We start from the raw sequence: 13400 nt of genomic DNA, 5'->3' as shown, positions 1-13400 counted from the left end.
CTGGGACGGGCGCTGGCCCACCCGTGGGGTCACGCGGGACGGGTGGTTCACGCCGGCTCGATCTCCCGCGCCACGGCGGCGACCTCCGCCATCACCTGCAGGACGCCGGGGAGTTCCGAACCGTCGAGGTGGCGGTACTCGCTGCCGATGGTGACCACGAGCCGCTCCGGGAGCCCGAGCGCCGGGTAGCGGCCCTCGGCGATCACCCGGCGGGCGGCCTCGGTCGCGGGGACGCCGGCCGCGTGAAGCGCGTGGGCCCGTTCGCGTACGTGGTCGAGGTACCCCATGTGTTCCCGCACCCCGGCGCGGTCGAGCACGGGCCCGTGACCGGGCACGATCACCTCCGCGCCGGTGGCCAGCACCCGTTCGCAGGCGTCGACGACGTTGCTCAGCGGGCCGGCCCAGTGCACCGGATGGTCGCCGGGCTGCTTCGGGGTCGACGAGAAGATGACGTCACCGCTGAACACGGTGCGCTGGGAGGGCAGGTACACCATCAGGTCGCCTCCCGTGTGCGCGGGCGGGAGCGACGACACCTGGACCGCATGGTCCCCGAGGGTCAGTTCCAGCTCCCCCGTGAAGTAGGTCGTCGGCCGCACGGCCTCGGTGGCCGACCAGTCGAAGGCCCCGAAGTGACGGCCGAGGTAGGCGCCGAGAGCGGTGGAGGGATCACTTCCGGCCACCAGCGCGTGCTGCTGCTGAGGCGTGGGGTCGTAGTGGATGTGCTCCCGGGCCTCCCGGGTCACGATGATCTCCGCGTCCGGAAGAACTCCGGCGCCCCAGAAGTGGTCTCCGTTGGCGTGAGTGACGATCACACGGTCGACGGACACCCCGTCGGGCAGGAGCTTCTGGCTCTCCACGAGGAACTGACCGGCCAGTACCGGGTCGTAGGGCGTGTCGATCCACAGAGCGCCGCGCGGCGAGACCAGCAGCCCGCAGTTGGCGAGGCCCCAGCCACGCTTCGGCGGCATCCAGGCGTACAGGCCCGTGCCGAGGTCAACGATGTCCCCGCCCGTGATCGACATGGGGCGATTATGCCGATCCCGAACCGGTCGCGCGTTCGAAGTCGGCCACGGGGTACGCCCGGTGGCGTGAAATCGCCCCCACCCGGCCCCCTGGGCCGGGCAGCCGTGACCGTCCGGGGTCACCGCTGAGCGCCCTTGCGGCGGACGTACCGCACCATCAGCGGAATATCGGCCATCCGGCCACTGTCGCGCGACAGATACCCCTACCGCGGCGGCGAAATCCGATCGCCTCCGACTACCCACCGAGCATGGCCGAAAACAGCTGTCGCGGGGAGCGGGACATCAGACCCTTATCCGCCCCCGGTCGCGCATGCTCGGCGTGCCTCGAGACGTGTCGGCCGACGGGTGACGCGCACCCGGGCCCACCTTTCCCACCGGGCGCGCGTCCCCGCGGACGCGGGGCATCGGGCCCGTTCCGCCGGTCCGGGAACCCCACCAGTCCCGAGGCGGGTACCGGCATCATGGGCCGGAGTCCGCCGCATGGCCTGAAACCGATCACCGGGCGGGGCGTGAAGGGTGCGGTTCCTCCCCGGCTCAGGGCGGGGCGGCGGTCGTACGGACGGCCACGGTGCGCTCGCCGACGACACGCGGACCGGCACAGGACGTGGCTCGGCGCAGCACATGGCTCCTGCGCAGCGGATGGGCGGCCCTCCTCCGTGGGTGCCGGCAGCGCTCCGGACCTTACGGGCACACCACGGCATGCCGCGTACCGCGCCTCGGGTCAGGCGCGGTACGCGGCTCCGGATCGGGAAGGGTCAGGCCTCTTCGAAGTAGGCGTCCAGGACCTCGTCGAGCTCGGCGGTCCACCCCTTGAGGTCGCTCCGGGCTCCGGCCTCGACCTCCGCGTTGAACCACCGGCGGCTCGACAGGTGGACCGTCACGGTGAAGCGACGGCCGAAACGGCCGGTCTTGACCTCGACCGCGCCGATCTCGCTCCAGTCGAACTCGGCCTCCTGGTCGTCGAGCCGGAATCGGACACCGTCGGCGGCGGCCCTGATGGACCCGCGCCGATCGCTGACCTCGAAGACGGGTCCGTCCTCGACGTCGGCGTCCTCACCGCCCGCCTCTGCCTGCGGGGCGGACCCCTTCTGGCCCGGGGCCGTCCCGCCGTCCGCTTCCGCCTCTTCGGCTGCCGTCGGGGCGGCCACGGCCTCCTCGGCGTGCTTCCCGTCGAGAGCGTCCGCGGCATCGGGGTGTCCGGGCTCCTCGGAACCTTCGGGCACCGCCGGGACCGCATCCGCCTCCGTCCGCTCGGGGACAGGGGCCGTCAGGCCCGGGATGTACGCCGGGTCCGTCCCCGCGGCGAATTCGGGCTTCGTCGTCGAATCTATGCGCTGCTCCACGGCGGGCAGTATGGACGACGAACCTGTACGAGACCAGCCGACCGGTCCCGGGCCGTGCGCCGCCGTGGCCGCTTCACGCTCCCCGCCGGTTCGTTCGAGCGCCCTGAGGGCCGCCTTGCGATGCCCGGCGGGTGGCACGAGAAACGACTGGCGGGTGGTGCGGGTTCCGCCGAACCCGCACCACCCGCCAGTCGTTCACCTCGGTCACACCTAGTGCGTCAGCGGTTTCGCCTCCGCGTGGACTCAGTAGGCGCCGAAGACGTTGTCGATGGAGCCGTACCGGTCGGCGGCGTAGTTGCACGCGGCCGTGATGTTGGCGACGGGGTCGTAGCTGTCCATCGAGGTGCCGGGCACGTGGTACGCCTGGAACGTCGGGTCGATGACCTGCAGGAGGCCCTTCGACGGGACGCCGTTGATGGCGTTGATGTCCCAGTTGTTGATGGCCTGCGGGTTACCGCCGGACTCGCGGATGATGTTGCGGTGGATGCCCTCGTAGGTGCCGGGGATGCCGTGCTCGGCCATGACGGCCAGCGACTCCTTGATCCAGCCGTCGAGGTCGTTCGTGTAGGCGGTCTTCTCGGCCGCGGGGGCGGCCTCGGCGGCCGGCGCACCCTCGGCGGTGAGCGACGTCGTACGCTCCGAACGGTCGGCGCGGTCGGCGCCCTTCTCCGCACGGTCGGCAGCCTTGTCCGCGGACTTGCTCCCGCCCTTGGCCGAGATCGTGAGCTCGAGGCCCGCGTGAATCAGGTCGGGGTTGGAACCGACAACCTTCTTGTTGTCCTTGTACAGCGCCTTCCAGCCGCCGCTCACGGAATGCTCGCGAGCGATCTTGGCAAGAGTGTCACCGCGGACGACGGAATAGGTGGTGGACTTGGACTTCTGCGTGGCAATTCCCTTGCCGGACACAGCAGTCGAGGTCGCGGCCTTTTCCACGGCGGCAGGCTGGGCCGGGGCGGCGAAGGCGCCGGTCGCACCGATCAGGGGCAGGGCAAGAGCAGCTCCGCCCGTGCTCACGGCGATGATGCCGCGGGTGAGCGAACTGGTCCTGACACGACGGTGCTTACCGTTTTCGGGCATGCTGAATTCCTCTCCGTCGCCTGCGAAGTGAGCTGTCGGGTTCGAGCTGGAGATGCCCGGCCGCACCTGGATGCGACTTCACCCCGAGCCGATCCGTCAGCCGGATCGGCACTTACCTGGGTCCCCCGCTCCTGCCGTACGAGAAGTGGTCGGGTTACCGGACGGCGGCAGGATTCGGCGTTCCGTCCGGGAGTGATGGTGACCGTAGGCGAGAAATAGGGAAAGGAACAAGCCTGGCGGAGTGATCACAATTCATTCGGAAGATCAATTCACAGGAATTCATGTAATCCACCCCACACCGCGCCATCCATTTCTCTTGGTACGCAAGGGCCCCGCCCCCGCCGGGCCGACGTCAGGAGCCCGTAAGGTGACCCTGGTCACCGAGTCCGATTCGGGCGTTTTGCTCCCGAGCGAAGGGGCCCAGGTCACACGAAATGGCCTTTTATGGATTACGGGATTAATTTCTAAAATCAATCCAAATCGGGCATACGGTCCATGTGGAGCACCTCGGGCATACATGGACTGATGGCGTGGAATCGATCGCCTCATGACCGAGACACCTCATGCCTCCACGCCCCGGATCACCGTGCTGCCCGTCCAGCCCGGTGATCCGCCGTTCCGCATCGTGGAGATCGACGGAGAGGTGATCGGGGGCGCCACCGGGATGGCGGATGTGCTGCTCGCCGCCGCGGCTGCGGGAATTCCGGTCCATGATCTGGACGACCCGGATTCCGTGCGGTGGGTGGGTGGCGGCAAGCTCAGCTGGACTCCCCGCTGAGGCCGGACAACCGGCAAGCGGCCCCGGGCCTGCAGAGGTTCCCGGGCCGGCCGGAAGACGGTCAGGGGAGATCGTCGGTGGTTCAGACCGGGGACGGCTCGCGGACGCTCGGCAGGGCGAGGTCGCGGCCCGGTCGACGGGAGCGGCTGCCGGGAAATGGAAACGCGGCGACTGCGGGAAGGCGGGCCGGATTGCGCCGGACGTCGCGTCGTGGCACCCCTGCCCCCGCGGCGACCGGCGGGGGCAGGCAGGGGACGCTCTCTCCGGCAGGAGACGTCGCCCACCCGGGGCGAGGGCGTTCCCGCCTTCCCGGCCGAGGGCGATCCCGCGCCTCCCCGGGCCGAGGCGCGTTCCCACCTCCCCGAGTCAGTCCATCAGGCCGGCGGCGACCGTCGCGCCCAGTTCCCAGCACGCCTCGGTGTCCGTCCTGCCCGGCTCTCCGGTGACGGTCACCGACTCGGCCGCACGTCGCCAGCCGAGGCCGGTGGTGATGGTCTCGATGCCCCGCACGGCTCCCGTGACATCGCTGCCCCCGTGGACGTAGAAGCCGAAGGGGCGGCCCTTCGTCGTGTCCAGGCACGGGTAGTAGATCTGGTCGAAGAAGTGCTTCAGGGCGCCGGACATGTAACCGAGGTTCGCCGGGGTGCCGAGCAGATAGCCGTCAGCGGCGAGCACGTCGGACGCGGTGGCCGACAGCGCGGCCCTGCGCACGACGCGTACGCCCTCGACGTCCTCCGTGGTCGCGCCGGCGACCACCGCCTCGAACAAGGCCTGGCAGTTGGGCGATGGAGTGTGATGCACGATCAGCAGAGTGGCCACACCCCGACCCTGCCGCCCCTGCCCGCCGGACGCAAACCCCCGGGCTCGTGCTGGTGGGAGGGGCGGCCGGACGGCAAGGGTCGCGTGACCGGTACGGGCCGTTCCTCGCCGCGCTGCCCGAGCCCCGCCGACGAAGCCACGCCCGGTCCGCACGGACTCCCTTCCGGCCGGTCCGCCGTCAGCCGTCAGCCGTGGGACCGGTGGTCTCGCCCGTCTCGCCGGTCGTCGAGACGGACGGCCAGGTCCGGCCAGTGTCCGGCCCACCGCAGCGGATCATCCGCGGAGGGCAGCCGTCCCGGACCGAGGGCCCTGTCCGGCAGGAAGCGTACGCAGGTCCCCGTGGACCCGTCGGTCTCGACGGGCTCCAGGCCGGTCACCGGGAGGCCGTGCTCGTAGCGCCGGCTCCAGGCTCCGTTGACACGTCGGTTCGTGTGGACCAGCCACTCGCTCAGTGCCGCGACGACCGACATGCCACGACGAGGATGTCCGTCCGGGAGCCGTTCCGCCTCCGGGTGGTCGAAGAACCGTAGGTCCTTCGTGGCCATGACGGGCTTCTGCACCGCCCGTCCGGTCTCGTCGAACCTGGTGTCGGTGCCCCGCCCGTCGTCACTCACGGACACGGAGCCGTCGCTGTGCAGCGTGACCTCGCAGCGCCCGCCGCCCCGACTCGCGGCCTCGTCGGCGGCGTACGCGACGACCTCGAGAACCAGGTGTCCGGGCCCGCCCGGTGCGAACCGGGCGGGATCCTCACGGATCAGTCCGAGATGGTCCGTGTCCACGAGGCCGGACCAGTCGTGAGTGGTGTTGACCCAGGAAGCTCTTGATCCATCCATCCGGCAAGTATCGCGGCGGCGCGCGAGCATGCTCCCGGAGTCCCCCTCTCCCGACGGCCGTCCGCGGGGCGGGACCCTGGCGCGCCGCGCAGGACAGCCCGTGGCCGGTCAGTCAGGCCATCGGCCGGAAGCCGCGCAGCCGAAGGCTGTTGCCCACGACGAAGACCGAGGAGAAGGCCATGGCCGCCCCGGCGATCATGGGATTGAGGAGACCGGCCGCGGCGAGCGGGAGGGCTGCCACGTTGTAGGCGAAGGCCCAGAAGAGGTTCGAGCGGATCGTGCCGAGCGTCCTGCGGGAGAGCCTGATCGCGTCCGCGGCCACCCGGAGATCCCCGCGCACCAGGGTCAGGTCCCCCGCCTCGATGGCCGCGTCCGTGCCCGTGCCCATGGAGAGACCCAGGTCGGCCTGGGCGAGGGCGGCGGCGTCGTTGACCCCGTCGCCGACCATGGCGACGCTGCGTCCTTCGGCCTGGAGCTTCTTGACCACGTCCGCCTTGTCCTGAGGCAGTACCTCCGCGATGACTTCGTCGATGCCGACCTCCGCCGCGACGGATTCGGCCACCGCCTTGTTGTCACCGGTCAGCAGGATCGGCCTCAGCCCCAGGGAGCGCAGCCGTCGTACGGCTTCGCCGCTGCTCTCCTTGACCGCGTCCGCGACCTCCAGGACGGCACGCGCCTCGCCGTCCCAGGCCACCGCGACGGCGGTCCGGCCTTGCCTCTCGGCCTCCTCCTTCGCGCGCCTGAGTTCCTCCGGCAGGTGGATGGCCCACTCGGTCAGCAGCCTCTCGCGGCCGACGAGCACGGCACGGCCGTCCACGGTTCCCTGGACGCCGAGGCCGGGGATGCCGGCGAAGTCCTCGGGCGTGGGGAGTGCGCCGATCCGGCCGGCCGCGCCCTCCGCGACGGCCCTGGCGATCGGGTGCTCGGAGGAGTGCTCCAGCGCCCCTGCGAGGCGGAGCACCTCGGTCTCGTCGGTGCCACCTGCGGGATGGACCTTCAGCAGGGTCATGCGCCCGGTGGTGACGGTCCCGGTCTTGTCGAGCAGGATCGTGTCGGCCCGGCGGGTGCTCTCGAGGACCTCGGGCCCCTTGATCAGGATGCCCAGCTGGGCCCCGCGCCCGGTGCCGACCAGCAGTGCGGTGGGCGTGGCCAGTCCGAGGGCGCACGGACAGGCGATGATCAGAACCGCGACCGCGGCGGTGAAGGCCGAGGTGAGTCCGGCTCCGGATCCGAGCCAGAAGCCGAGCGTGGCGACGGCCAGCCCGATGACCACCGGCACGAAGACGGCGGAGATCCGGTCGGCCAGGCGCTGCGCCGCGGCCTTGCCGTTCTGGGCCTCCTCCACCAGGGCGGCCGTCCTGGCCAGCTGGGTGTCGGCCCCGACCCGGGTGGCCTCGACGACGAGTCTTCCGCCCGCGTTGAGCGTCGCTCCGGTGACGGGGTCGCCCGTGGACACCTCGACGGGAACGGATTCGCCGGTGAGCATCGAGAGATCGACCGCGGAGGATCCCTCGACGACCGTCCCGTCGGTGGCGATCTTCTCACCGGGACGGACCAGGAAGCGGTCGCCGACGCCCAGTTCGGCGGTGGGGAGGGTGACCTCACGGCCCTCGCGCAACACGGTGACCTCCTTGGCCCCCATTTCCATGAGCGCCCTGAGCGCGGCCCCTGCCTTGCGCTTGGACCGGGCCTCGAAGTACCGGCCGGCCAGGATGAAGGCCGTGACCCCGGCGGCCGCCTCCAGGTAGATGTTCCCCGCGCCGTCGCTACGGCCGATCGTGAGGTCGAAGGGATGTGTCATGCCGGGTGTGCCCGCCGTCCCGAGGAACAGCGCCCACACCGACCACAGGAAGGCGGCCGAGGTGCCCAGCGAGATCAGCGTGTCCATGGTGGCGGCGCCGTGGCGGGCGTTGGTCCAGGCGGCGCGGTGGAAGGGCCAGGCCGCGTAGGTCACGACCGGAGCCGCGAGCGTGAGGGAGAGCCACTGCCAGTACTCGAACTGGAGTGCCGGCACCATCGCCATGGCGATCACCGGTACCGCGAGCAGGACCGCGGTGACAAGCCTCTGGCGCAGGGACAGCAGCTCGCCGTCGGGGCGCTCGCCCTCACCGCCCTGGACGTCCGGGGGCGTGTCCCGTCCGGGCGCGGTCGGGGCCGGCGGACGGGCGGTGTAGCCGGTGGCCTCGACCGTGGCGATCAGCTCGTCGATGGAGACGTCCCCGCTGTAGGCGACCCTGGCCTTCTCCGTGGCGTAGTTGACCGCGGCCTCGACGCCGTCCATGCGGTTGAGCTTCTTCTCGATCCGTGCGGCGCAGGAGGCGCAGGTCATGCCGCCGATGGCGAGCTCGACCCGGGCGGCACCGGGCGTCGTGGGAGTCATGTGTGCTCCTCCTCGAACGGGAACCAGTATACCCCTGACGGGTATCCATTTCGATCTCATATATACCCCCCACCCGTATATTCGACAAGCTTCCCTCCACCCGCTTGCACATACCCCCCAAGGGTATACGCTCATGAGTGTCGGACCCCCGTGGGGCCCCTTTCCTGGGGCAGGACAGGAGCAGTCATGAACCCCGCCGCGAAGATCACCGCTTTCGCCGCCGCGCTCGCGGCCTCCTTCGGCGCCGCCTACGGGGTGGGTGCCACGGCAGGTCCGGAGAACGGCCCCACCCCCGCGTCCGGGAGCGCCGAGCACTCGGAGAGCGACCCGCCCCGCGCCGACGGCGGCCGTACCACCTCTCCGGCCGGAGGGCTGCAGATCTCCGAGGGTGGCTACACGCTCGACCTCAGGACCCCGCGGATGGAGGCGGGGCAGCGTGGCGAAGTGCGGTTCGCCATCCGTGACGGGGACGGACGCGCGGTCACACGCTTCCAGCGGGAGCACGACAAGGAACTGCATCTGATCCTGGCCTCACGCGATCTGGCCACCTACCGCCACCTGCACCCCGTCCGCGCCGCGGACGGCACCTGGTCCACCCCGGTGAATCTGCCCGCGGCCGGGGACTACCGGGTCTTCGCCGACTTCACCCCAGAAGGGGGGAACGCCCGCGGTCTCACGCTGGGTGCGGACCTGGCCGTGTCCGGACCGTACAAACCCGCGGAACTCCCCAAGCCCTCCCGGACGGCCTCGGTCGACGGTTACACGGTCGAGCTGAACGGCACCCTCCGCCCGGGCGTCCCGCAGCACCTGGCCTTCACGGTGCACAAGGACGGCCGCCCCGTCACCGACCTGCAGCCCTACCTCGGCTCGTACGGCCATCTCGTCGCCCTGCGCGCCGGCGACCTCGCCCATCTGCACGTCCATCCGGACGGCGCGCCCGGCGACGGCTCCACCGAACCGGGCCCGGCCGTCTCGTTCACCGCTACGGCACCCGGCCCCGCCTCCTACCGCCTGTTCCTGGACTTCAAGCACGAAGGCGAGGTCAGGACCGCGGCCTTCACGGTGCGTTCCGGAGCCGCCACCGGCACTCCCCCGCCGTCCGAGCCGTCGGACGGACACGAGGAAGCCCCCTCGGACGGGCATGAGGACGAGGGCGGGACCCACGGACACTGACGTCGCGGTTCGCGCGAAGTCCCGAACGTCCGGCGGATTCGGGCCGGTTCACCACCGGCCACCACCAGCCCTGCTCTGCGGGCGTCTCCTCGGCGCTCAGAGCGGGTTGTTCGAAGACGTGCCTGCCGTTTTCCGTAGCCCACCCGGCTTGGACACGCTCGTCGCACATAGGCTCGGCTCATGGATGGCTCGATATGGGTGGGTGTGCGGGAGCGGGTGCTGGCTCTCATCGCCGCGCCGGCCGGCAACCGCGTCTTCGGCGCGACAGGGCACAAGTTCTTGCTCGAGGACCCGTTGACTCCGGCAGGACTGGCCGACCTCGAAAGTCAGACAGGGGTGTCACTGCCCGGGGAGTACCGAGACTTCCTCCTCCATGTCGGCGCCGGTGGTGCCGGGCCCTCGTACGGCGTGTATCCGGTTCGACTCGTTCAAGGTCGCTGGCGGTGGGAGGGGGACGGAGCCGAGCTGGCCGACCTGTCCCGACTGGCCGAGCCGTTCCCGTGTGAAGGCGCCGATCCCGAGGCTGTCCAGCTGCTGCTGTCCGAGTGCCCGGAGGAGGAGGACTTCGAACAGATCGAGGATTTCGACGACGCCATCGAGGCTTGGGATGAGCGCTGGGAGCCCGTGATGTGGTCGGCGGACCGGACTGTAGGCGCGGTCGTGATCTCGACGCTGGGTTGCGCTGCTCGCGAGTGGCTGATCATGAGCGGCCCTGAGCGTGGGCGTATCTGGTCCGACAACAGGGTGGACGACGAGGACCTGAAGCCCCTTCTCGACGACACCGGTACGCCGATGACCTTCACGAGCTGGTATCTGACGTGGCTGGAGAAGGCTGAACGCCAACTGGCGCCGGCCCCGGCAGCAGGCTGAGTCAGGGGCTCGGCCGAACTCGTCGCGGGCTTCCTGGTCCAGCGGTCGGTGCGGGGGCCCTTGCGGACAGGTCGTCTGTTCCCGAGGAGGATGGGTGTCCAGTCGATGTGGGCTTCGCCGTGTTGGGGCAGGCGCTCGTGGTCGCGGACCTTGCGGCGGGCGTTCATGATCCAGCCGAATGTCCTCTCGTCGCGTCAGCGGCGCGGCAGGACGACGAAGCCCTTCGCGTCCTTGGGGCGGGGGACGGTGCTGAGGGTGATTCCGAGGAAGCTGCGGGCCCGGTCGACCACCTGCCCCCATATCGATCGTTTCAGAACACCGTCCTGCGGAGAGGCAGACGGCTCATGGAGCAACACCTTCAGCTGCGGGCCCAGGGGGATGACGCCGTATGGAACGGGTTGAGGCTGCGCGAGACCTCGTGCTCGCTCACGTCCGCGCTCTGCACTCGATCGATGAGGCCATGAGGGCGGCGATCCCCTCACTTGAGCGACTGGCAGATGTCCTCGGTCTGGCCCGGTCGCGCCGGATCAGCCGGAGTGCTGACATCGGCACCTACTCCTACAAGGTCCACGGGGCAGGCTGCCGCTTCATCAGCGACGACGGTACGGAGGTCGATGTGGACTTCACAGCCGACGGGAGCGAAGTGTTCGACCTCTGGCGGCTGCGCCTGTACGGGCTGAGCCTGCCAGAGACTGTTGACGTCACGGATGAGGACCTGCGGTCCGCGGTGCGATCGCTTCGACCGCTTCTGACCGAGGTGCGACCGGGATGGTTCCGCGTCACCAGTTGATCGCTTCAGGATGATGTTCGCAGGCGGCACCCCGGTCCGGAACAAGATCAGCGAGCGCCCGGACCCCCTGCCGGCCAAGATCTGATCACGGAACCCCGACTCGCTCCGCGGCTACGGATACCAGTTCCGAAGGGCGCGGCCCGCCGGTCGCGCGGAATCCGATGGTGCGCCACGGCTTCGGCGTCAAGAATCACCGGATGCATGAAGCGAAGCTGTCCGACGGGATCATCACCCTGTCCCCCTTACGCCTGGACGACGTGGAGACGCACCTCGCCGGGGAGGACGAGCTACTCGTTCGTTGGCTCGACGGCGGTCCCGGTACGCGGAAGGGCATCGAAGCGTACTTCCGGCACTGCATGAAGCAGTGGGACATCGCCGGGCCACTGCGCGCGTTCGGCATCCGGATCGGTGCTGACGAGGTGCTCACGGGCACGATCGACTTGCGGTTCGCGGGAGAGGATCTGGCACCCGGCCAGGTGAACGTCGCCTACGGCCTCTACCCGTCCTGGCGTGGACGTGGCCTGGCAACTCGCGCGGTTTTGTTGGCGTCCCGGTACGCGGCGGCTGAGGGTGGGGCGAAGGCGGTGATCCAGGTGGAGCCGGAGAATCCCGCATCTGCCGCAGTCGCGCAGCGGGCAGGCTTCACCGCCGGCAAGCCGACGCACGGCAAGGGCGGCACACGCTTCGACCGGTACATCCGGGACCTGCACGCAGCCACCCGGTGACAGCCAGCAGGTACGGAACAGCTCTTGCGGTGCCGGACATATGAGCCGTCGACGGGCACCGGTCATCGCCGGCCGAGCTTCGGCCTGCAGTGCTCGGTTAATCGCTTGGGGCCGAAACAGCGTTCGGATACGGTGCCGGGATGGCTTCTCAGCGTGCCCTGCTGCCGCGCTCGGCGCCAGCTGCCTCGGGCCTGTCATCCCGTTCGATCGGCGCGCTACTGGATCGGATCGAAGCGCGATCCGTCGAGTGTCACTCCCTCATGGTCGTACGTCATGGTCACGTCGTCGCCGAAGGCTGGTGGGCGCCGTACACGGCCGAACGTCCGCACCTTCTCTACTCGCTGACCAAGTCGTTCACCTCGGTCGCCGTGGGACTCGCGATCGCCGACGGTCTGCTCTCGCTGGACGATCGGATCGTGGACGTGCTGCCCGACCACGTCCCGGCCGACATCTCGGAACAAGGAAGCCGCATCAGCGTTCACCACCTGCTGTCCATGACGGCCGGGCACCTCACGGACAGCCTCGCCGAAGCCTGGGAGCTGGAACCCGGCGACCTGGTGAAGGGCTTCCTGCGCCTGCCGTTCACAGCGGCCGAGGGAACGCGACATACCTACGACAACTCGACCACCTTCGTCCTGGCCCGAATGGTGGAACGGGTCACGGGCCGTGGCCTCCCGGAGTTCCTCGACGAGCGCCTCTTGAAGCCGATGGGCGTCGACCACGCCGAATGGGACCGGGTGAGGAGCGGCGCCGCTTTCGGATTCCACGGGCTGCACCTCACGACCGAGGCCGTCGCCGCCTTCGGTGAGTTGCTCCTGCGCGGAGGCATGTGGGGCGACCGTCGACTCGTCCCGCGTGAGTGGGTGGAGCTCGCGACCGGCCGGCACATCGAAACCCGGCAGATCGAGGACTGGTCGCCGAATCCCGACGCGCTCTGCGGCTACGGATACCAGTTCTGGATGTCGCGTCATGGCTACCGAGGCGCCGGCGCCTTCGGCCAGCTGTGCGTGGTCGTCCCGTCGCACGATCTCGTCGTCGCCGTGACCGGCGCCATGACCGAGGAGGAGGCAGTGCTCGACCCGTTGTGGGAGTGCCTGCTGCCCGGCGTGGACCATCCGGGAAGCGCTCAGGAGGACGAGATCCTCGCCGAACGGCTACGGCAGCTGTCATTGCCGCCGGTGCCGGGTTCGGCCGAACCAGGACGTTCGGCCGACGCCGTACTCGACGCCTCCGCCGAGGACTCCGCCCTGCCCGACGGAACGGTGGTGATCATCGATCCCGTCGACGACGGCGGATGGCTCGTACGCTTCAAGTCGCTCCTCGACGTCGAGGTCGGTCACGGCAGTTGGCGGGAAAGCTCCCCGCTCGGACGACCTGTCGTCGCGGCCGGAGCCTGGCAGGGCGACACGTTCGTCGCCGATCTCTGTCTCGTCACCACCCCGCACCGGGTCCGGCTGATCATCGACGCCGAGGCGGGAACCGGGGCGGCGACCTGGAGCACCGTGCCCCTGACCGGCCCCGAGCTGGTGTTGCACCTGCGGTCACCACTGATGACACGGCCCGACGTCGCGTAGGCAACAGCCGGCTCGC

The 13400-nt window shown here is 70.0% G+C and carries 12 protein-coding genes and 1 riboswitch; of the genes, 6 read left to right on the top strand and 6 right to left on the bottom strand.

Annotated elements, in window-relative coordinates:
- Positions 1-47: 47 nt before the first annotated feature.
- The 3 genes from ACGFNN_RS30475 to ACGFNN_RS30465 form a co-directional block, all read right to left on the bottom strand.
- Positions 48-1022, bottom strand: a complete 975-nt coding sequence (locus ACGFNN_RS30475) for an MBL fold metallo-hydrolase (protein WP_393560757.1) — start codon at positions 1020-1022, stop codon at positions 48-50.
- 755 nt (positions 1023-1777) lie between these two features.
- A complete protein-coding gene (locus ACGFNN_RS30470) occupies positions 1778-2365 on the bottom strand; it encodes a hypothetical protein (RefSeq protein ID WP_393560755.1) in 588 nt (195 codons plus the stop codon).
- A gap of 243 nt (positions 2366-2608) precedes the next feature.
- Positions 2609-3442 carry a transglycosylase SLT domain-containing protein gene (locus tag ACGFNN_RS30465; RefSeq protein ID WP_393560753.1) on the bottom strand — a complete coding sequence of 278 codons (834 nt, stop codon included), beginning with the start codon at positions 3440-3442 and terminating at the stop codon, positions 2609-2611.
- A 4-nt stretch (positions 3443-3446) separates the two neighbouring features.
- Positions 3447-3632: riboswitch (cyclic di-AMP (ydaO/yuaA leader) on the bottom strand.
- 357 nt (positions 3633-3989) lie between these two features.
- On the opposite strand from ACGFNN_RS30465, the gene ACGFNN_RS30460 reads away from it, so the two are divergent.
- Positions 3990-4220 carry a hypothetical protein gene (locus tag ACGFNN_RS30460; RefSeq protein ID WP_362539686.1) on the top strand — a complete coding sequence of 77 codons (231 nt, stop codon included), beginning with the start codon at positions 3990-3992 and terminating at the stop codon, positions 4218-4220.
- 366 nt (positions 4221-4586) lie between these two features.
- Here ACGFNN_RS30460 and ACGFNN_RS30455 read toward each other — a convergent pair whose 3' ends face one another.
- From ACGFNN_RS30455 to ACGFNN_RS30445, 3 genes are all read right to left on the bottom strand, one after another.
- Positions 4587-5039, bottom strand: a complete 453-nt coding sequence (locus tag ACGFNN_RS30455; protein ID WP_393560751.1) for a flavodoxin family protein — start codon at positions 5037-5039, stop codon at positions 4587-4589.
- 185 nt (positions 5040-5224) lie between these two features.
- Positions 5225-5872, bottom strand: a complete 648-nt coding sequence (locus ACGFNN_RS30450; RefSeq protein ID WP_393560749.1) for an ATP-binding protein — start codon at positions 5870-5872, stop codon at positions 5225-5227.
- 112 nt (positions 5873-5984) lie between these two features.
- Complete coding sequence (locus tag ACGFNN_RS30445; protein WP_393560747.1) at positions 5985-8252, bottom strand: heavy metal translocating P-type ATPase; 2268 nt, start codon at positions 8250-8252, stop codon at positions 5985-5987.
- A 186-nt stretch (positions 8253-8438) separates the two neighbouring features.
- On the opposite strand from ACGFNN_RS30445, the gene ACGFNN_RS30440 reads away from it, so the two are divergent.
- The 5 genes from ACGFNN_RS30440 (at position 8439) to ACGFNN_RS30420 (ending at position 13384) form a co-directional block, all read left to right on the top strand.
- Positions 8439-9425 carry a hypothetical protein gene (locus ACGFNN_RS30440; RefSeq protein ID WP_393560745.1) on the top strand — a complete coding sequence of 329 codons (987 nt, stop codon included), beginning with the start codon at positions 8439-8441 and terminating at the stop codon, positions 9423-9425.
- Between the two features lie 180 nt (positions 9426-9605).
- The gene (locus tag ACGFNN_RS30435; RefSeq protein ID WP_393560743.1) at positions 9606-10295 is read left to right on the top strand and encodes an SMI1/KNR4 family protein; all 690 of its coding nucleotides are present in this window, start codon (positions 9606-9608) and stop codon (positions 10293-10295) included.
- A gap of 388 nt (positions 10296-10683) precedes the next feature.
- Positions 10684-11085: a DUF6896 domain-containing protein gene (locus ACGFNN_RS30430; protein ID WP_393560741.1), complete on the top strand. Its 402-nt coding sequence runs from the start codon at positions 10684-10686 to the stop codon at positions 11083-11085.
- Between the two features lie 197 nt (positions 11086-11282).
- The gene (locus tag ACGFNN_RS30425; protein WP_393560739.1) at positions 11283-11810 is read left to right on the top strand and encodes a GNAT family N-acetyltransferase; all 528 of its coding nucleotides are present in this window, start codon (positions 11283-11285) and stop codon (positions 11808-11810) included.
- A 140-nt stretch (positions 11811-11950) separates the two neighbouring features.
- The gene (locus tag ACGFNN_RS30420) at positions 11951-13384 is read left to right on the top strand and encodes a serine hydrolase domain-containing protein (RefSeq protein ID WP_393560737.1); all 1434 of its coding nucleotides are present in this window, start codon (positions 11951-11953) and stop codon (positions 13382-13384) included.
- Positions 13385-13400 lie beyond the last annotated feature (16 nt).

Origin of the sequence: Streptomyces sp. NPDC048590 (assembly GCF_043199535.1) — a bacterium.
Lineage (GTDB): Bacteria > Actinomycetota > Actinomycetes > Streptomycetales > Streptomycetaceae > Streptomyces.
This window is presented reverse-complemented; position numbering and strand designations above follow the sequence as displayed.